This is a genomic window from Pseudomonas sp. W17 (genome assembly GCF_040268305.1).
In the GTDB taxonomy this organism is placed as follows: Bacteria; Pseudomonadota; Gammaproteobacteria; order Pseudomonadales; family Pseudomonadaceae; genus Aquipseudomonas; species Aquipseudomonas protegens.
On the sequence record NZ_CP158490.1, the window covers coordinates 4,848,758 to 4,865,946 of the forward strand.

17 protein-coding genes are annotated in these 17,189 nt (G+C 66.6%); 11 read left to right on the top strand and 6 right to left on the bottom strand.

Features of this window, described 5'->3' with window-relative positions; all coding sequences use genetic code 11:
• Positions 1-102: 102 nt before the first annotated feature.
• From ABCR88_RS22270 to codA, 9 genes are all read left to right on the top strand, one after another.
• A complete protein-coding gene (locus tag ABCR88_RS22270; protein ID WP_011062309.1) occupies positions 103-1,119 on the top strand; it encodes an ABC transporter permease in 1,017 nt (338 codons plus the stop codon).
• A gap of 1 nt (position 1,120) precedes the next feature.
• Entirely contained in the window at positions 1,121-2,020 is a 900-nt protein-coding gene (ddpC, locus tag ABCR88_RS22275; protein WP_350403562.1) for a D,D-dipeptide ABC transporter permease, read from the top strand.
• On the top strand, positions 2,017-3,012 hold the full coding sequence (locus ABCR88_RS22280) for an ABC transporter ATP-binding protein (protein ID WP_041119177.1): 996 nt from the start codon (positions 2,017-2,019) through the stop codon (positions 3,010-3,012). Before ddpC ends, ABCR88_RS22280 begins: the two co-directional genes overlap by 4 nt.
• Positions 3,009-3,980: an oligopeptide/dipeptide ABC transporter ATP-binding protein gene (locus ABCR88_RS22285; protein WP_041119179.1), complete on the top strand. Its 972-nt coding sequence runs from the start codon at positions 3,009-3,011 to the stop codon at positions 3,978-3,980. The genes ABCR88_RS22280 and ABCR88_RS22285 overlap by 4 nt, the downstream gene beginning before the upstream one ends.
• 101 nt (positions 3,981-4,081) lie before the next feature.
• Positions 4,082-4,705 carry an NUDIX hydrolase gene (locus tag ABCR88_RS22290; RefSeq protein WP_041119181.1) on the top strand — a complete coding sequence of 208 codons (624 nt, stop codon included), beginning with the start codon at positions 4,082-4,084 and terminating at the stop codon, positions 4,703-4,705.
• An 86-nt stretch (positions 4,706-4,791) separates the two neighbouring features.
• Complete coding sequence (locus tag ABCR88_RS22295) at positions 4,792-5,166, top strand: hypothetical protein (RefSeq protein ID WP_011062314.1); 375 nt, start codon at positions 4,792-4,794, stop codon at positions 5,164-5,166.
• A complete protein-coding gene (locus ABCR88_RS22300) occupies positions 5,163-5,360 on the top strand; it encodes a helix-turn-helix transcriptional regulator (RefSeq protein ID WP_041119183.1) in 198 nt (65 codons plus the stop codon). The genes ABCR88_RS22295 and ABCR88_RS22300 overlap by 4 nt, the downstream gene beginning before the upstream one ends.
• A 172-nt stretch (positions 5,361-5,532) precedes the next feature.
• A complete protein-coding gene (gene codB, locus ABCR88_RS22305; RefSeq protein WP_041119185.1) occupies positions 5,533-6,804 on the top strand; it encodes a cytosine permease in 1,272 nt (423 codons plus the stop codon).
• Positions 6,805-6,974: 170 nt separating this feature from the next.
• Complete coding sequence (codA, locus tag ABCR88_RS22310) at positions 6,975-8,231, top strand: cytosine deaminase (protein WP_041119187.1); 1,257 nt, start codon at positions 6,975-6,977, stop codon at positions 8,229-8,231.
• 12 nt (positions 8,232-8,243) lie between these two features.
• Here codA and ABCR88_RS22315 read toward each other — a convergent pair whose 3' ends face one another.
• The 4 genes from ABCR88_RS22315 to ABCR88_RS22330 form a co-directional block, all read right to left on the bottom strand.
• A complete protein-coding gene (locus ABCR88_RS22315) occupies positions 8,244-8,858 on the bottom strand; it encodes a hypothetical protein (protein WP_232512065.1) in 615 nt (204 codons plus the stop codon).
• Positions 8,859-9,012: 154 nt separating this feature from the next.
• Positions 9,013-10,008 carry a DeoR family transcriptional regulator gene (locus ABCR88_RS22320; protein WP_041119191.1) on the bottom strand — a complete coding sequence of 332 codons (996 nt, stop codon included), beginning with the start codon at positions 10,006-10,008 and terminating at the stop codon, positions 9,013-9,015.
• Positions 10,009-10,083: 75 nt separating this feature from the next.
• The gene (locus ABCR88_RS22325; RefSeq protein ID WP_325985024.1) at positions 10,084-10,512 is read right to left on the bottom strand and encodes a RidA family protein; all 429 of its coding nucleotides are present in this window, start codon (positions 10,510-10,512) and stop codon (positions 10,084-10,086) included.
• A gap of 32 nt (positions 10,513-10,544) precedes the next feature.
• Positions 10,545-11,543, bottom strand: coding sequence for a cyclase family protein (locus ABCR88_RS22330; RefSeq protein ID WP_350403563.1), 999 nt, complete (start codon positions 11,541-11,543; stop codon positions 10,545-10,547).
• Between the two features lie 98 nt (positions 11,544-11,641).
• Between ABCR88_RS22330 and ABCR88_RS22335 the strand changes: the two genes are divergently transcribed.
• The gene (locus tag ABCR88_RS22335) at positions 11,642-12,532 is read left to right on the top strand and encodes a LysR family transcriptional regulator (RefSeq protein WP_183001698.1); all 891 of its coding nucleotides are present in this window, start codon (positions 11,642-11,644) and stop codon (positions 12,530-12,532) included.
• A gap of 3 nt (positions 12,533-12,535) precedes the next feature.
• Here ABCR88_RS22335 and ABCR88_RS22340 read toward each other — a convergent pair whose 3' ends face one another.
• Positions 12,536-13,006, bottom strand: coding sequence for an Lrp/AsnC family transcriptional regulator (locus tag ABCR88_RS22340; protein ID WP_011062321.1), 471 nt, complete (start codon positions 13,004-13,006; stop codon positions 12,536-12,538).
• Between the two features lie 241 nt (positions 13,007-13,247).
• Between ABCR88_RS22340 and ABCR88_RS22345 the strand changes: the two genes are divergently transcribed.
• On the top strand, positions 13,248-14,399 hold the full coding sequence (locus ABCR88_RS22345; RefSeq protein ID WP_350022994.1) for an MFS transporter: 1,152 nt from the start codon (positions 13,248-13,250) through the stop codon (positions 14,397-14,399).
• Positions 14,400-14,655: 256 nt separating this feature from the next.
• On the opposite strand, the gene ABCR88_RS22350 is transcribed toward ABCR88_RS22345, so the two are convergent.
• Positions 14,656-17,094, bottom strand: a complete 2,439-nt coding sequence (locus tag ABCR88_RS22350; RefSeq protein WP_350403564.1) for a TonB-dependent siderophore receptor — start codon at positions 17,092-17,094, stop codon at positions 14,656-14,658.
• Positions 17,095-17,189: the final 95 nt, after the last annotated feature.

Consider the following 17,189-nt stretch of genomic DNA (forward strand, 5'->3'; position numbering starts at 1 on the left):
CCCGTCGCCGCCCCCTGAAACGGGGTGGCGCCGGGTTGCCGTGTCCCCGGCGAGGGGCCGTCGTGCCCCCTGCCGTTCGTCAAGCGTTAACGAGGTTGCCTCATGGCCTTCCTGAATATGTTGCGCAAACGCCTGCTCGGCCTGTTGCTGGTCGTGGTCGGGGTTTCGCTGATTACCTTCACCATCTCGCACCTGATTCCCGGTGACCCGGCGCGGCTGATCGCCGGCGACCGGGCCAGCGATGCCATCGTGCAGAACATCCGCCACCAGCTGGGCCTGGACCTGCCGCTGTACCAGCAGTACGGGCGCTACATGCTCGACCTGCTGCACGGCGACCTGGGCACCTCGATCCGCACCAGCCGCCCGGTGCTGGAGGACCTGCAGAGCTTCTTCCCGGCAACCCTGGAGCTGGCCCTGGCCGCCCTGCTGCTATCGGTGCTGGTGGGGGTGCCGCTGGGGGTGCTGTCGGCGGTCTATCACAACCGCTTCATCGACCAGATCGCCCGCACCCTGGCGGTCACCGGCATTTCCACCCCGGCGTTCTGGCTGGGGCTGGGGCTGATCGTGCTGTTCTACGGCCACCTCGGCTGGCTGCCCGGCAGCGGGCGCCTGGACGAAGGCCTGGAGCCGCCGCCCACGGTCAGCGGCTTCTACCTGATCGACTCGCTGCTGGCCGGGGACATCCCGCTGTTCCTCAATGCCCTGCAGCACCTGATCCTCCCGGCAGTGACCCTGGGCTTCGTCAACCTCGGGGTGGTGGCGCGGCAGATCCGCTCGGCCATGCTCGACCAACTGGGCGAGGACTACATCCGCACCGCCCGGGCCTACGGCCTGTCGCGCTGGGCGGTGATCCTGCGCCACGCCCTGCCCAACGCCCTGATCCCCTCGGTGACGGTGCTTGGCCTGACCCTGGGCGATTTGCTGTACGGCGCGGTGCTGACCGAGACGGTATTCGCCTGGCCGGGCATGGGCGCCTACGTGGTGAAGTCGATCCAGGCCCTGGATTTCCCGGCGGTGATGGGCTTCGCGATCCTGGTGTCGTTCATTTATGTGCTGCTGAACATGGCGATCGACCTGCTGTACCGGGTGATCGATCCGCGCATTGGCGAGGTAAGTTGAGATGTCCGCTCCCTTGAACATTCCCCTGCCACAACCCACCGCCCAGGCCAGCGGCTGGCGCACCCGCCTGGCCTACCTGGGCTACCGCGTGCGGCAAAGCCCGCTGACCATCGCCGGGCTGTGCATGACCCTGCTGGTGCTGCTGTGCATGGCCTTCGCCCCCTGGCTGTCGAGCCATGATCCCAATGCCCTGAACCTGGCCCAACGCCTGGCCGCTCCCAGCGCCAGCCACTGGTTCGGCACCGACGAAGTGGGCCGCGACCTGTTCAGCCGGGTGCTCCATGGCAGCCGCCAGTCGGTGGGCGTGGGCCTGTTCGTGGCCTTCGCCTCGTGCCTGGCCGGGGGCCTGTTGGGCTGCCTGTCGGGGATCATCGGCGGGCGCTTCGACAGCCTGATCATGCGCCTGATGGACATCATGCTCTCGGTGCCGTCGCTGGTGCTGATCATGGCCCTGGCCGCCGCCCTGGGCCCGAGCCTGTTCAACGCCATGCTGGCGATCACCCTGGTGCGCATTCCGTTCTATGTGCGCCTGGCCCGGGGCCAGGCCCTGAGCATCCGCCAGATGGGCTACGTCAAGGCGGCGCAGACCTACGGCGCCGGGCGCTGGCACATCGTCAGCTGGCACGTGGGGCGCAACGCCATGCCGCCGCTGCTGGTGCAACTGAGCCTGGACATCGGCAGCGCCATCCTCATGGCCTCGGCCCTGGGCTTCATTGGCCTGGGTGCGCAGCAGCCCACCGCCGAATGGGGAGCGATGGTGGCCACCGGGCGCAACTTCATCCTCGACAACTGGTGGTACTCGACCTTTCCCGGGCTGGCGATCCTGTTCACCGCCACCGGTTTCAACTTGCTGGGTGACGGCATCCGTGACCTGCTCGATCCACGGCAACAGGGGAAATGACCATGAGCTCATCCGCCGTTCTCAACATCGACAACCTGAGCCTGGAATTCCCCGCCTACCGCAGCAATGTGCAGGCCCTCAACGGCGTGTCGCTGCACGTCAACCCGGGGGAAATCGTCGGCGTGGTCGGCGAATCCGGCTCGGGCAAGTCGGTGACCGCCATGCTCAGCCTGCGGCTGCTGCCCGAGCGCAGCTACCACATCACCTCCGGCAGCCTGAGCCTGCTGGGCCGCGACATGCTCGCCACCCCGGAAAAACAGCTGCTGCAGATCCGCGGCCGCGATGCGGCGATGATCTTCCAGGAGCCGATGACCGCCCTCAACCCGACCCGGCGCATCGGCCGGCAGATGCTCGACGTGATCATCCATCACCAGCGCCTGAGCCAGGACGAGGCCCGGGCCAAGGCCATCGACCTGCTGCGCGACATGCACATCGCCGACCCCGAGCAGGTGCTGCAGGCCTACCCCTTCGAGCTGTCCGGCGGCATGCGCCAGCGGGTGATGATCGCCCTGGCGTTTTCCTGCGACCCGCAGTTGCTAATCGCCGATGAACCCACCACCGCCCTGGACGTCACCGTGCAGCGCCAGGTCCTGCTGTTGCTGCGCGAGAAGGCCCGGCAACGGGGCACCGCGATCCTCCTGATCACCCACGACATGGCGGTGGTCTCGCAGTTCTGCGACCGGGTCTATGTGATGTACACCGGCGCCGTGGTGGAGCAAGGCAGTACTGCCCAGGTCATGCTCGACCCGAAACACCCTTACACCCGCGGCCTGCTCAGCGGCCTGCCGGAGCAAGTGCGCCCCGGCGAGCCGCTGCTGACCATTCCCGGGCAAGTGCCGAACCTCGCCCATCTGCCCGGCGGCTGCACCTTCCGCGAGCGCTGCAGCCAGGCCATGGCGGTGTGTGCCCAGCGGCCGCCGCTGCATTCGATCAACGCCAGCCAGCAGCACAAGAGCGCCTGCTGGCTGGCTGCCCCGGAGTCCGCCCAATGAATGCTTCGCAACCCCGGGCCGGCAGCGAGCCGCTGCTGCGCCTCAACGATGTACAGGTGCGCTTTCCCCTGAGCAACGACTGGCTGGGCCGGCCCCGGGCCTTTGCCCACGCCCTCAACGGCATCGACCTGGAACTGCGCCCCGGGGAAACCCTGGGCATCGTCGGCGAATCCGGCTGCGGCAAGAGCACCCTGGCGCAACTGCTCATGGGCCTGGTCAAGCCCAGCAGCGGCGACCTGCGCTGGGCCTACGCCAGCGACCGCGAGCGCCACAGCCACGTGCAGATCGTGTTCCAGGACCCGCAATCGTCCCTCGACCCGCGCCTGCCGATCTGGAAGATCATCACCGAGCCGCTGTTCGCCCTGGGCAACACCCCGGCCGCGCAGATGCGCGAGATCGCCGCCAAGGTGGCGCAGCAGGTGGGCATTCGCGGCGAATACCTGGAGCGCTACCCGCACCAGTTTTCCGGTGGCCAGCGCCAGCGCATCGCCATTGCCCGGGCCCTGGCGTCGAACCCGGACATCATCGTCCTCGACGAACCGACCTCGGCCCTGGACATCTCGGTGCAGGCGCAGATCCTCAACCTGCTGGCAGACCTGCAACGCAGCCGCGGCCTGACCTTTGTGCTGATCTCCCACAACGTTTCGGTGGTGCGACACATGGCCGACCGGGTGGCGGTGATGTACCTGGGACAGATCGTCGAACTGGGCAGCGCCGAACAGGTGCTGGAGCGCCCGCGCCACCCCTATACCCAACTGCTGCTGGATGCCGTGCCACGCCTCGGTGCGCCGCTGGCGGATAGCCAGCTCTCGGCGCCCACCGAACTGCCGGGCAACCGCAAGCTGCCCTCCGGGTGTTTCTTCTTCGACCGCTGCAGCCGCCGCGGCCCGGGCTGCGAGCTGCCGCAACAACTGCTGGGCGATGCGACGCAGCAAGTGCGTTGCCATCGGCAACAGCTCACCGGGTGATCCCACCGCGCCACGCCGCCGGCCACGGCGTGGCGCTTGCTCCCTGCGCGCCAAGGGCTTAAAACAAGCGCCTTCTCTCTGACGTTGCAGGAACCTCTCTCATGGAAAGCAGCTGGCTGACCCACGCCAAACGCCTGCAAGCCATCGCCTCCACCGGCCTGCATTTTTGCCGCGACGTGCATGATCGCGAGCGCTACCAGGAAGTCGCCGAGATCGCCCACGACATGCTCGCGCAACTGGGCAACGTGCCCCTGGAACGCATCAACGAACTGGTCTCGGACTTCGCCCAGCGCTACTCGACGCCGATGGTGGAAGTGCGCGGCGCGCTGATCGAGGACGGCAAGATCCTCCTGGTGCGCGAGCAGCACGACGGCCTCTGGGCCCTGCCCGGGGGCTACGCCGATGTGGGCCTGTCGGCGGCGCAGAACATCATCAAGGAAATCCACGAAGAAGCCGGGCTGCAGGTTTCGGTGCGCCAGCTGTACGGCCTGCGGCACAAGGCCAAGGGGCCCTACAAGCCCGATCACCGGGACTTCTACAAGCTCTACTTCCTCTGCGAACGGCAAGACGCCGAGGCCCCGATGGCCGGCAGCGAAACCAGCGACGCGGCGTTCTTCGCCCCGGACCAGTTGCCGCCGCTGTCCCAGGGACGCACCGTGGAACGGGATATCCAGGAGGCCTTCGACTTCCACGAAGGCCGGCGCAGCGTGGCCCTCTTCGACTGAGCGTGACGGCGCCGTTGTAAAGCACCCTTGACATGAAAAAGCGCCCCGCCTAATGTAAAGGACACTTTACTAAAAGGAGATCGCCCATGGGCACCAAACGCTATTTCAGGGAATTCGGCCTGGCCTTGCTGGCCTACATCGCCTGCGTGCTGCTGAGCAGCCACTGGCTGGCGGACATGAACCCGGGCCCGGGCAAGATCGCCCTGGCCCTGGTGCCGGTGATCCCCATGGTGGCCATGGCCCTGGCGGTGGTGCGCCAGTTGCGACGCATGGACGAACTGGCCCGGCGCATCCAGCTCGAAGCCCTGGGCCTGTCCTTTGTCTGCACCGCGCTGATCACCTTCAGCTACGGCTTCCTGGAAACCGCCGGCCTGCCCCGGCTCTCGATGTTCTACGTATGGCCCGTGATGGGCCTGGTCTGGGCCCTAGCCACGGTGGCCGGCGTGCGGCGCTACCGATGAACAACCAACTGCGCGAACTGCGCACCCGGCAAGGCTGGTCCCAGGCCGAACTGGCCACCCGCCTCGAGGTGTCACGGCAGACGGTGAATGCCATCGAGACCGGGCGCTACGACCCCAGCCTGCCCCTGGCGTTCAAGATTGCCCGGGCTTTCGATATGCCCATCGAAAGCATTTTCAGCCCCGACGAGGACTGAACCGCCGGTGAACCAATCTGGCCCAAGGGTGCACCGCTTTCGCCCCCGGGCCACAGGCACCCGGTGCAGGGGCACGGGCATCGGCTATAACTGCTGGGGCGCCCGGCCCTGCCGTCAAGGATTGGCACGGCGCCTGCAACAGCGTGGCATCACTGCGACCAGGGACAGGCCCATGACCCAGCACGAACCCGGCAACGACTACCCCTTGAGCGAAGTTCCGCCGCACGCCCGCAAGGGCCTGGCCTCCATGGCCATGGTGCTGCTGGGCTTCACCTTCTTCACCGCCACCATGTTCGCCGGCGGCAAGCTGGGGGTGGCCTTCGACTTCACCACCCTGCTGGTGGTGATCCTCGTCGGTAACCTGCTGCTGGGGATCTACGCCGCCAGCCTCGGCTACATCGCCTTCAAGAGCGGGCTGAACACGGTGCTGATGGGGCGCTTCTGCTTCGGCGAACGGGGCAGCAAGCTCAGCGACCTGATCCTGGGTTTCACCCAGATCGGCTGGTACGCCTGGGGCACCGCCACCGCCGCGGTGGTGCTGGGCAAGTATTTCCAGCTGGATCCGGGTGCGGTACTGGGGCTGATGCTGCTGTTCGGCATGGCCTTCTGCGCCACCGCCTACATCGGTTATCGCGGCCTGGAGATCCTGTCCTGGATCGCGGTGCCGGCCATGGGCCTGCTGTTGCTGCTGTCGATGTGGGTGGCCACCCGGCAGATCGGCGGCCTCGACGGTTTGCTGGGGGTCACGCCAAGCGCCAGCCTGGACCTCTCCAGCGCCATCACCCTGGTGTTCGGCACCTTCGTCAGCGGCGCCACCCAGGCCACCAACTGGACCCGTTTTTCCCGCTCGGCGCGGGTGGCGGTGAGCGCCAGCCTGATCGGTTTCTTTATCGGCAACGGCCTGATGGTGCTGATCGGTGCCTACGGCGCCATCGTCTACCAGCAGCCGGACGTGGTCGAAGTGCTGCTGCTACAGGGTTTTGCCATGGCGGCCATGGCCATGCTGCTGTTGAACATCTGGAGCACCCAGGACAACACCATCTACAACTTCGCCGTGGCCGGCTGCAACCTGTTGCGCACCGACCGGCGCAAGACCGTGACCCTGGTGGGCGCGCTGATCGGCACCCTGCTGGCGATGCTCGGCATGTACGACCTGCTGGTGCCCTACCTGATCCTGCTGGGCACGGTGATTCCGCCGATTGGCGGGGTGATCATGGCGGACTTCTTCTACCGCTGGCGCGGCCGCTACCCGCGCCTGGCCGACAGCCAGTTGCCCGCCTGGAACTGGCCGGGCCTGGCCGCCTATGGCCTGGGCACCCTGGCGGCCTTCTGCTCGCCCTGGGTCGCTCCGCTGGTAGGCATCGGCGTGGCCAGCCTGAGCTATGTCCTGCTCAGCGCCTGGCTCCGCGCCCGCACCAGCGCCACCCTCGACGCCCGGGCCTGAACCCGGGCCTTGCCCTCCCGGCGCGTTCCGGGTCTATCATGACCCGCCCCGAACCACCTGCCTGCTTCGACCGGTACCGGTTGAAGCACAGCCCAATGACCGAGGGACAAGGGCCGCCGCCCGGATCCCACGGCTGAACCGCTGATTGCCCGACCCGAGGAACCGCTCCGATGCTGATCACCAACGCCCGCCTGCGCCACCGTGAAGGCCTGCACCAACTGCACCTGGAAAACGGCCGCATCGCCCGCATCGTCCAGCAGGGCCCGGACGCCCCCACCGCCGCGCCGGCCTTCGGCCCCGAGCACCTGGATGCCGGCGGCAACCTGGTGGTGCCGCCCTTCGTCGAACCGCACATTCACCTGGACGCCACCCTCACCGCGGGCGAGCCGCGCTGGAACATGAGCGGCACCCTGTTCGAAGGCATCGAGTGCTGGGGCGAACGCAAGGCCACCATCACCGCCGAAGACACCCGCGCCCGCGCCCACAAGACCATCCGCGCCCTGGCCGCCCACGGCATCCAGCATGTACGCACCCATGTCGACGTCACCGACCCGGACCTCACCGCCCTCAAGGCCATGCTCGAAGTGCGCGAGCAAAGCGCGCACCTGATCGACCTGCAGATCGTCGCCTTCCCCCAGGAAGGCATCGAATCGTTCCGCAACGGCCGCGAACTGATGGAAGAGGCCATTGGCCTGGGTGCCGACGTGGTGGGCGGCATTCCGCACTTCGAATACACCCGCGATCAGGGCGTGAGCTCGGTGAAGTTCCTCATGGACCTGGCCGAGCGCAGCGGGTGCCTGGTGGACGTGCACTGCGACGAAACCGATGACCCGCATTCGCGTTTTCTTGAAGTGCTGGCCGAAGAAGCGCGCAGCCGGGGCATGGGCTCCCGGGTCACCGCCAGCCACACCACCGCCATGGGCTCTTATGACAACGCCTACTGCGCCAAGCTGTTCCGCCTGCTGGGGCATTCGGGCATCAGCTTCGTCTCCTGCCCCACCGAAAGCATCCACCTGCAGGGGCGCTTCGACAGCTTCCCGAAACGCCGCGGCGTGACCCGGGTCAAGGAGCTGCTGGATGCCGGAATGAACGTCTGCTTCGGCCAGGACTCGATCGTCGACCCCTGGTACCCCCTGGGTAACGGCAACATCCTGCGAGTGCTGGAAGCCGGCCTGCACATCTGCCACATGCTCGGCTACAGCAACCTGCAGAGCGCCCTCGACCTGGTCACCGACAACAGCGCCAAGGCCCTGGCCCTGGGCGAAGGCTACGGCCTTGAGGAAGGTCGGCCGGCGAACCTGCTGATCCTCTCGGCCGACAGCGATTACGAAATGATCCGCAGCCAGGGCCTGCCGCTGTACTCGATCCGCCACGGCCAGGTGCTGATGCAGCGGCAGATGGCCCAGGTGCAACTGGCCGGCGTCTGACGGTGGCGATGCTTATTTGACCCGAAACGGCTGGGCCGCCATGAACGCCACCGGCAACAGCGGCAGGGCGAGGATCATCAGTACACCGTCTGCGGTGACGGTAACCGGCGTCAGCAGCACCTGGCCAACCTTGCTCTTCTCCCGGTACGCCGAGAAGTTCAGGGTGTAGGTGCTGTTCAACGCGTTGGCCTGATAGACGCTGATATCCCGCTTGGACTCAAAGCGGCTGCCGCGAATGGCATAACGGTGCAACAAGGCGTTCTGCGACGTCGCCACGACGAAGCCCAAAGCCTTGGCTTCATCGATCTGCTGGGCGTCAAGCTGGTCCAGCCCGGGAATCCTCAGGACCAGCTCACCCTCCAGGTTCTGCCACGCATTGACGAGGATCTGCGAAAACTCGGCCTGCATTCTTCCATGCAGGCCCGACTTGATGGCCTGTAGCAACTCCGGATCGACCATCACGAAGTAGTGGTACTTCTTGCCCAGGATGACAAAGCTCTTCGCGTCCGCCGTGAGATAGAACTGGCTGACGGTTTCCGTATAGACCTCATTGCTGGCTCGGCTTTCGTACAGCTTGCTGGTCAGACAACCACCAAGACTGCCAGCGACCGCAGCCCCCAGGGCCATAACCGTGCCTTTGAGCAAAGCTCGGCGGGGCCTTCCTTTTTGCATGTCGAGTCCTTTACGTAAATGTGGGCTGTATCGAGAGACGAGCCGCGACTGCCGCCACGCTATAGAAACTCCAGCCGTTTTGCACTCTGCCACCGCAACTCCGACGTCCTCACTCAGCCAGTGCCAGCGCCGTGCCGAACAGGCTCACCCGGGTTAACACCCCGTCGGTCTCTTGCAACATCAACGGCGCAGTGCCGCCCGGCATCAGTACTTCGACCCGCCCGGCCTGGACCCAGCCAACCCGCCAGGCCGCGCAAGCCACGGCGCTGGCACTGGTGCCCGAGGACGCAGTCGGCCCCTCTCCTCGTTCGAACACCCGGGCAACGATGCGCTGCGCCGACTGCCGCGCCGCCCATTGCAGGTTGACCCCCGCCGGGCACGGCTCGCCGTGGCCCAGGGGCAGGGCAAAGGCGATGGCGGTCAACCCCTCGGCCAGGGGCGCCTGGAGCATCTGCGGGTTGTCCGGCAAGGCATCGGCATCCTCCACCAGGGTCACGCAGTGAGGATTGCCGATGCGCACGAACTGGCTGTGTTCCCACAGCGGATTCAGCGCCTGCAAGGGCGCCACCCGGCTTAGCTCGCAGCCGTCGAGGGTCACCGCCTCGACCCCCATCGCCGCCACCGCCTCGGGGCCGAACGAGGGCTGGCCCAGGTCCAGCCAGAAGCCCGCCTGCCCCGCCACTTGTGCCGGCTCCACCACCGTGGCCACCGGGGACACGCCCGCACCCTGGTCATGGTGCACCTGCAGGCGTGTCGATCCTTCAGGCGCCAGCAGCCCTTGCTCGGTCAGGGCCTGGGAAAAGATCGTCAGGCCATTGCCACTGCGCTCGGCCAGGGTGCCGTCGGTGTTGACGATCAGCAGATCGAAAGGCGCCGCGTCCTGGAACGGCCCCACCAGCAAACCATCGCTGCGGTGGGCCTTGGCCCCGGGCGGGCGAGTGCCCGGGGCCCAGTCGCACAAGGCGGCGATGGCCTGTTCGGTCCACAGGCGCCGGTCCCGAGCCGCCTGGGCCGCGGTGGTGGGCAAGGCGACCCCCAGGCGGCGCAACGCCGCGGGAGCCACCACGCCATACAGATTGCCTCGTGCATCGTAGAACGCCGCCATCACACCGCCTCCAGAAAAAACCGAGCCGCTGACATTACGGAGAATGCAGCGGCTCGGCCAGAGGGCAATGCCGGTTCAGGGGGCCAGGGCGGCAATCGCCTCGATTTCGAACAGCATGCCGTCCAGGGCCAACCGCGGCACCGGGATCAGGGTGCAGACCGGGGTCGGTGCCGGCCCCCACAGTGCCTTCAGCTGGTTGCCAAAGATCGCCAGGCGCTCATGGCTGTGGTCGACGATCAGCACCGTGAGCTTGGCCACCTGGCCAACCTCGGCACCGGCGCTGGCCAGGGCGACCTGCAGGTTGGCCAGGGCCTGGCGCACCTGGCTGGCAAAATCCGCCGACAACTGGCCGTCGGCGGTCTCGCCGCCCTGCCCGGCGACAAACACCAGCCGTGCACCGGCGGCCACTTGGGCCACATGGGAGTAGCCATTGGTGCTGGGGTCATACAGCCCGGCCGGGTTGGACAGTGCCAGGACGGTGGTGGAAGAAGGTTGGGTGGACATGCTGAGCTCCTGAAGAAAACCCCTCCGCCAGGTCAGCGGATGGGCAAGGCCATGGGGCGGATCGGCGCCGCATCCGCGCCCCGCAGTTTGAGTGAAGCGCCGATAAAAGCGAACTGGTAGACCTGGTCCCGGGCCAGCCCTTCCAGGTTCACCAGTTCCAGGATCGGCGCGCCCTGCATCGCCAGCAGGTAGGTGTGCAGCGGCAGGTAGTTGCCCTGCACCTCGGTGGGGAAGGTTTCAAAGCTCAGGTTGTCGGCCCCCACCACCATGGCGCCGCCCTCTTCCACCAGGAACTTCGCTGCGTCCAGGCTCAGGCCCGGCGGGTTGGCCATGTAGCGCTGGGCATTGTCGTAGTCGCGCATGCGCCCGGTGCGGATCAGCACCACGTCGCCCTTCTCCAGGGCCACTTTCTGCCGGGCCAGGGCCTGCTGCAGGTCGGCGCGGGTGACCCGGTAGCTGTCCGCCAGTTGCTCCAGGCCCTTGGCCGCGGCGACGTCGATCAGCACCCCGCGGGCAATGATCGGCGGCAGTTTTTCCGCCCCCGTGACGTTCCAGCCGCGGTCCCCCAGGTGCTGGTCGGCGCGGTAGCCGTTCCAGATCTTGCCGTTGAGGCCGAAGTGGTTCAGGGCATCGATATGGGTGCCCATGTGGGCGTACATCGACACAGCCGAACCGCTGTAGCTGACGTGCTGGTTCATCGGTTCGCCGACCTGCATCGGGTCGGCGATCACGTTGCCGTGGGGGGTGTGGGTCATCCACATCTGGTACGGCGGATCGCCTGCGGCCTGCCAGCTGGGCATGCCGACGAAATAGTCCACCGCCAGGTCGTAGGCCTGCTCGCCACTGACCCGGGCCATGATCGCCGCCCGCGACTGGGGGGTGATCAGGTTCAGGCGGCCGATCTCGTCCCTGGGCCCCCAGGGGCTGATACCCACCTCGGGCCGGGCCGCCGTGGCGGCGTGGCACAAGCCACTGAGCAGGGACAGGGCTAGCGCCCCGGAAGCCATCTTCAACATTGCGCGATGAGCCATGACAACACTCCAGTGAAATGAAGTGGCCATGGTATTGAGTGGCAGATCAGAGATAATCAGCCATTTCGTGGATACATATTCAACCCGGGAGAAACAATATGGATGTGTTGTTGGCCATGCGCACCTTTCGCCGGGTGGCGGAACGCTCCAGTTTCAGCCAGGCCGCCGCCGACCTAGGGCAATCCACGGCGGCGGTGAGCAAACAGGTGCGCCAGCTGGAAGAACGCCTGGGCAGCCTGTTGATCCTGCGCACCACCCGGCGCATGAGCCTGTCGGAAGCTGGGCAGCGCTACTTCAGCGAATGCTGCCACCTGCTGGACGAACTGGACGCCCTGGAGCGGGCCACCCAGGCCGGCCTGCACGAACCCGGCGGGCGCCTGCGGGTGAATGCGCCGTTGTCTTTCGGGCTCAAGGTGCTATCGCCGATCCTGGTGGCCTTCATGCAGCGCTACCCGCAGTTGCAGGTGGACCTGACCCTCAACGACCAGGTGCTGGATGTGGTGGGCGAAGGCTTCGACGTGTCACTGCGGATTCGCCGGCAACTGCAGGATTCGTCGCTGATCGCCCGCCAGCTGGGCCAGGTGGAACAGGTCATCTGCGCCGCGCCGGCCTACCTGCAGGCCGCGGGCACGCCGACCAGCATCGCCGACCTGCATCAGCATCGCTGCCTGGCCTACCGGCTGGCGGAACACCCGGGGCGCTGGCAGTTGCAAGGCCCGGAAGGCCAGACCCGGCTGGAGTTGCCGGTGCATTTCTCCGCGGACAACAGCCTGCTGCTGGCCGACATGCTGGTGGCCGGCCTGGGCATCGGTGCCCTACCCGGCTTCCTCGCCCAGCCGTTGCTGGACAGCGGCCAACTGCTGCGGGTGCTGCCGGACCAGCACCTGCCCGGGCGCCAGATCTATGCGCTGTACCCCAGCCAGCGCCACCTGTCGCAGAAGGTCCGGGTGTTCGTGGACTTCCTGATGGAGGCGCTGCAGGCGCCCTGAGCCTCAGCCGGCCGTGGGCACTTCCAGGCCGACCTTGACCCGGTTCATCGCCACCAGGGTCTTGAAGCGCTTGACGTTGGGGTTGTCGAAGAACAGTTCGCGGGTCAGCTGGGTGTACTGGGCCATGTTGCGCACGCAGAAAATCAGCACGAAATCGCACTCGCCGGCCACGTAGTAGCACTGCTGGACCTGGGGGCAGGCCTGGAAGTTGCGCTTGAGGGCGTCGATCTGGTCGATGCGCTCACTCTCCACTTGCACCTCGACGATGATGCTCAGTTCGTGCCCCAGGGCATCCGGCGCGACGATGGCGCTGTAGCGCTCGATCACCCCCTCATCGCAGAGGCGCTTGAGCCGCCGGTTGACCGCCGCGGTGGACAGGTTGACCCTCAGCCCCAGCTCGCTTTGCGCGGTGCTGGCGTCACGTTGCAGCTCGGCGAGCAACTTCAGGTCGTAGGCGTCGAGGCTAGCATTCATGGGCAGGAAAACTCCGGGAAGGAACGGCACGCACTGCAACGTTTTTGTGCAAAGCCGCCGATTATGCGAAACAAACCGCCGGCCTGCGCAAATTTATTTCATCCGCAACCCGCTGCAGAAGCACTGCGCTGCGGATTTCTGCAACCTTCGAGGGCCAGATTTGTCACAATCCCCACCCGGCCGCCATCACGCCATGGGGGCATCAGGCGGCCGGCAGCGAGTTCGATCGCCAAGGATTTTTATGACTGCTAGCAACACCCACTTCCAGGCCACCCCCGGCCGCCTCGAACAGATGTCCACGCGCATCGCCTTTTTCATCGCCGGCTTCGGCATTGCCGCCTGGGCCCCGTTGGTGCCCTACGCCAAGGCCCGGGCCGGGCTCGACGAAGGCACCCTGGGCCTGTTGCTGCTGTGCCTGGGGGTGGGTTCGATCCTCGCGATGCCGATTGCCGGCGCCCTGGCCGGGCGCTTCGGCTGCCGCAAAGTGATGGCCGGCGGCACCTTGCTGATCTGCCTGGCCCTGCCCTTGCTGGCCATCCTGACCTCGATTCCGCTGCTGATGGCCGCGCTGTTCATGTTCGGCGCCGGGCTGGGCGGCGTGGATTCCACGGTCAACCTGCAAGCGGTGATTGTCGAGCGGGCCAGCGGCAAGACCATGATGTCGGGCTTTCACGGGCTGTTCAGCCTGGGCGGGATCGTCGGCGCCGCGGGGGTCAGCGCCCTGCTCGGCCTGGGCCTGTCGCCACTGGGCGCGACCCTGGTGGTGATCGCCCTGATGCTGCTGGCGCTGCTCAAGGCCGCGCCGCACATGCTGCCCTATGGCAGCCAGAGTTCGGGCCCGGCCTTTGCCGTGCCCCATGGCGTGGTGCTGTTCATCGGCTGCCTGTGCTTCGTGGTGTTCCTCGCCGAAGGCGCGGTGCTGGACTGGAGCGCGGTCTTCCTCACCGCCGAGCGCGACCTGGATGCCGCCTACGCCGGCCTGGGCTACGCCGCCTTCGCCCTGACCATGACCCTGGGCCGCCTGACGGGCGATGCCATCGTCCATCGCCTGGGCGCGCGCCGGGTGATCATCATCGGCGGCACCGCGGCCGCCGCTGGCCTGTTGCTGGCGACCCTGGCCCCGGCCTGGGAGGCGGCGCTGGTGGGTTATGCCCTGGTGGGCGCGGGTTGCTCGAACATAGTGCCGGTGCTCTACACCGCCGTGGGCAAGCAGAACGTCATGCCCGAAAGCATCGCCGTGCCGGCCATCACCACCCTGGGTTACGCCGGCATCCTGGCCGGGCCGGCGGTGATCGGCTTCATTGCCCATGGCAGCAGCCTGAGCGCGGCCTTCGGCCTGATCGCCGTCCTGCTGCTGGCGGTGGCCGCCAGCGGCAAGGTACTCAAGGTCTGAGCCACTTAAGCACAGCATTGCACCAGGGATTCGCCGCCCTCCCTGTAGGAGCTGGCTTGCCAGCGAAGGGGCCGCCAGCCATGGCCCATCCTCCAGAACCTGTGCCGCTCGGGGATTCGCCGGCAAGCCGGCTCCTACAGGCGCCACCCTCCCTGCAGGAGCTGGCTTGCCAGCGAAGGGGCCGCCAGCCATGGCCCATCTCCCAGAACCTGCGCCGCTCTGGGATTCGCCGGCAAGCCGGCGCCTGTTGCGGAGGTCAGAAGCCGACGCTGGCCTGGACAAAGAAGGTCCGGGGCGCGCCCACGTAGATCCCCGAGTTGTTGTCGCTGGAACGGGTGAAGTACTGGCGGTCGAAGACGTTCTTCACGCCGGCCCCCAGCTTCAGGTTCGACAACTGCGGCCCGAAGTCATAGCCACCACGGATGTTCCACAGCACATAACCCGGCATGTCGCCGTACCGGCCATCGGCGCTGCCATCGGTGATGTAGTTGCCGTTGAAGCTGCCGTTGGCGTTCACCCCGGTGCCCGGCGAGTGCTGCTTGGACTGGGCGAAGGCGTCGATGTTGTAGGTCCAGCGGTCAATGTCGTAGCGCAGGCCGACAGTGGCCACCTGGCGCGAGTAGAACGGCAGGTCGCGGCCCTTGAAGCCGGGGATCTCGCCTTCATAGCTGGCGCGGGTGTAGGTGAAGCCGGCGTTGGCGGTCAGGCCGTCAAGGCGTGGGTCCAGGGCGGCCAGGTCGTAATGCATCGAGGCTTCCAGGCCCTGGTGCTTGGTGGCCCCCAGGTTGGTCCAGCCCACGTCGTTGCTGATGTATTGCAGCTCGTCGTCGAAGTCGATGTAGAACAGCGTCACTTCACCGCCCCACACATCATCGTTGTAGCGGGTGCCGATCTCGTAGGTCTTGGCCTTCTCCGGGCTCAGGCCGTTGGCCGTCTGGTTGCCCTTGCCGCCCTGGCCCAGCTGGAAGTACTGCAGGCTGCCAAAGGAAGTCTCGTAGTTGGCGAACAGCTTCCAGGCATCGGACAGGTGATACATCACGCTCAGGGCCGGCAGCGGTTCGTTGCTGTCGATGCTGCGGCGCTTCTCCTGCACTCGCACGCCGTTGGTGCCCGGGACCGGCCGGTCGTGCCAGTTGGTGCTGATGTCCTCGAAGCGGATGCCCGGGGTGATGGTCCAGTTGCCGACGTCGATCTTGTCGTCGATGTAGTAGGCATTGGCCTCGGTGCCGCCGGTACGGTCCTGGTAGACATGGCCGTCGGAATCCGCGGTGAGCACCGGCTGGTTGTTCACCAGGGCCACGCGGCTGGCCTGTTCATGCATGCCTTCCTTGAGGTAGCGATAACCCACGCTGACTTCCTGGGTGGTGGGCCCCAGGTCGAACACATGGGACACCCGCGGCTCGATGCCGAAGGTGTAGTAGGTGCGCGGGTAGGAGACCAGGGTCTTCTGGTCGCTGGCGGCAATGTTGCTGCCGCGGAAGCTGTCGGAGTAGTAGGTCAGCACTTCGAACTGGGTGCGGTCGTCGACCTGGCGCTGGTACTTGAAGGACACATCCTTGCGCCGGCCGCTGAAGTTGTCCCAGTCGCGATCGGAGTCGTAGGGCTTGGCGTCGTACTGCTTCTGGGTCAGGCCGCCGGGCATGTCGGCGGTGGCGTCGTAGTAATGCAGGTTGAACCAGAACTCGTCCTGCTCGGTGGGTGCCCAGTGGGTCTTGAGGATCACGTCGTCGATGTCGTTGCCGTTGTTGCCCTCGCGGTAGCCATTGCCGTTGACCCCGGAATACAGCAGCGCCACCCCCAGGCCGTTGTCCGCAGTGCCGCCAAGGAAAGCCGTGTCGATGTGCTTCCAGCCGCCCTGCCGTGAGGTTTCCAGGGTGGTGCCGATTTCCCCGGTGGCCTTTTCCGGAATCGCCCGGGTCAAGAAGTTGATCACCCCGCCGACGTTCTGCGGCCCGTAGCGTACGGAACCGGCGCCGCGCACCACATCGATGCTGTCCAGGTTGCCGGAGGAAATCGGCGCCATGGACAACTGCGGCTGGCCATAGGGTGCAAAGGCCGCCGGCACGCCGTCGATCAGCACCGTGGAGCGCGGCGACAGGCGCGAGGTCAGGCCGCGCACGCCGACGTTCAGGGAAATATCGCTGCCACCGGTGCCGTTGGCATCCTGGACCTGCACCCCGGGCACCCGGCGCAGCACGTCACCGACGTTCATCGCGCCCTGCTCCACCATGGCCTCGCGGCGGATCACCGTACGTGCACCGGGGTGGTTCTGGACCTTTTGCACATCGGCATCGCCCAGCCAGTCGCCCACCACGCTGATGCTGCTGGTGCCCAGTTCCAGGGCACCGCCCGTGGCTGCCGGAGCCGGGCTCAGGGTCACCGAACCGCCGTCGATCCGGTATTGCAGGCCACTGCCCTGGAGCAACTGGCCCAGGGCCTGTTCCGGGGACAGGTTGCCGTCCACCGCCGGGGCCTGCTTGCCGGCCACCAGCTCGGGGCTGAAGAACACCTGCAACGAGGTCTGCAGGCCCAACTGGCTCAGGGCCTGGCCCAGCGGCTGGGCCTGGATGTGAATGGCGGCTTGCCCGGCCTGGGCCTGGGGCAAGGCCGCACTGACCGCCAGGGCCAGGGCCAGGGGCAGCCAGCGGCGCGCGGGCAACGGGGATACGGCGGGAGAAACGGCTATTTTTTTCACGTCGGCGGCAGTCCTGTCGATCACACAAAGGTGCGTCTGTTAATGCAAACCAGTTGCAGTTGGACAAGAAGACGATGAACTGAAAAAAAACCTGA

Excerpts from the sequence above, each read along its gene's own strand:
- ABCR88_RS22270 (WP_011062309.1), top strand. The coding sequence starts at position 103 with ATGGCCTTCCTGAATATGTTGCGCAAACGCCTGCTCGGCCTGTTGCTG.
- ddpC (WP_350403562.1), top strand. The coding sequence starts at position 1,121 with ATGTCCGCTCCCTTGAACATTCCCCTGCCACAACCCACCGCCCAGGCC.
- ABCR88_RS22280 (WP_041119177.1), top strand. The coding sequence starts at position 2,017 with ATGACCATGAGCTCATCCGCCGTTCTCAACATCGACAACCTGAGCCTG.
- ABCR88_RS22285 (WP_041119179.1), top strand. The coding sequence starts at position 3,009 with ATGAATGCTTCGCAACCCCGGGCCGGCAGCGAGCCGCTGCTGCGCCTC.
- ABCR88_RS22290 (WP_041119181.1), top strand. The coding sequence starts at position 4,082 with ATGGAAAGCAGCTGGCTGACCCACGCCAAACGCCTGCAAGCCATCGCC.
- ABCR88_RS22295 (WP_011062314.1), top strand. The coding sequence starts at position 4,792 with ATGGGCACCAAACGCTATTTCAGGGAATTCGGCCTGGCCTTGCTGGCC.
- ABCR88_RS22300 (WP_041119183.1), top strand. The coding sequence starts at position 5,163 with ATGAACAACCAACTGCGCGAACTGCGCACCCGGCAAGGCTGGTCCCAG.
- codB (WP_041119185.1), top strand. The coding sequence starts at position 5,533 with ATGACCCAGCACGAACCCGGCAACGACTACCCCTTGAGCGAAGTTCCG.
- codA (WP_041119187.1), top strand. The coding sequence starts at position 6,975 with ATGCTGATCACCAACGCCCGCCTGCGCCACCGTGAAGGCCTGCACCAA.
- ABCR88_RS22315 (WP_232512065.1), bottom strand. The coding sequence starts at position 8,858 with ATGGCCCTGGGGGCTGCGGTCGCTGGCAGTCTTGGTGGTTGTCTGACC.
- ABCR88_RS22320 (WP_041119191.1), bottom strand. The coding sequence starts at position 10,008 with ATGGCGGCGTTCTACGATGCACGAGGCAATCTGTATGGCGTGGTGGCT.
- ABCR88_RS22325 (WP_325985024.1), bottom strand. The coding sequence starts at position 10,512 with ATGTCCACCCAACCTTCTTCCACCACCGTCCTGGCACTGTCCAACCCG.
- ABCR88_RS22330 (WP_350403563.1), bottom strand. The coding sequence starts at position 11,543 with ATGGCTCATCGCGCAATGTTGAAGATGGCTTCCGGGGCGCTAGCCCTG.
- ABCR88_RS22335 (WP_183001698.1), top strand. The coding sequence starts at position 11,642 with ATGGATGTGTTGTTGGCCATGCGCACCTTTCGCCGGGTGGCGGAACGC.
- ABCR88_RS22340 (WP_011062321.1), bottom strand. The coding sequence starts at position 13,006 with ATGAATGCTAGCCTCGACGCCTACGACCTGAAGTTGCTCGCCGAGCTG.
- ABCR88_RS22345 (WP_350022994.1), top strand. The coding sequence starts at position 13,248 with ATGACTGCTAGCAACACCCACTTCCAGGCCACCCCCGGCCGCCTCGAA.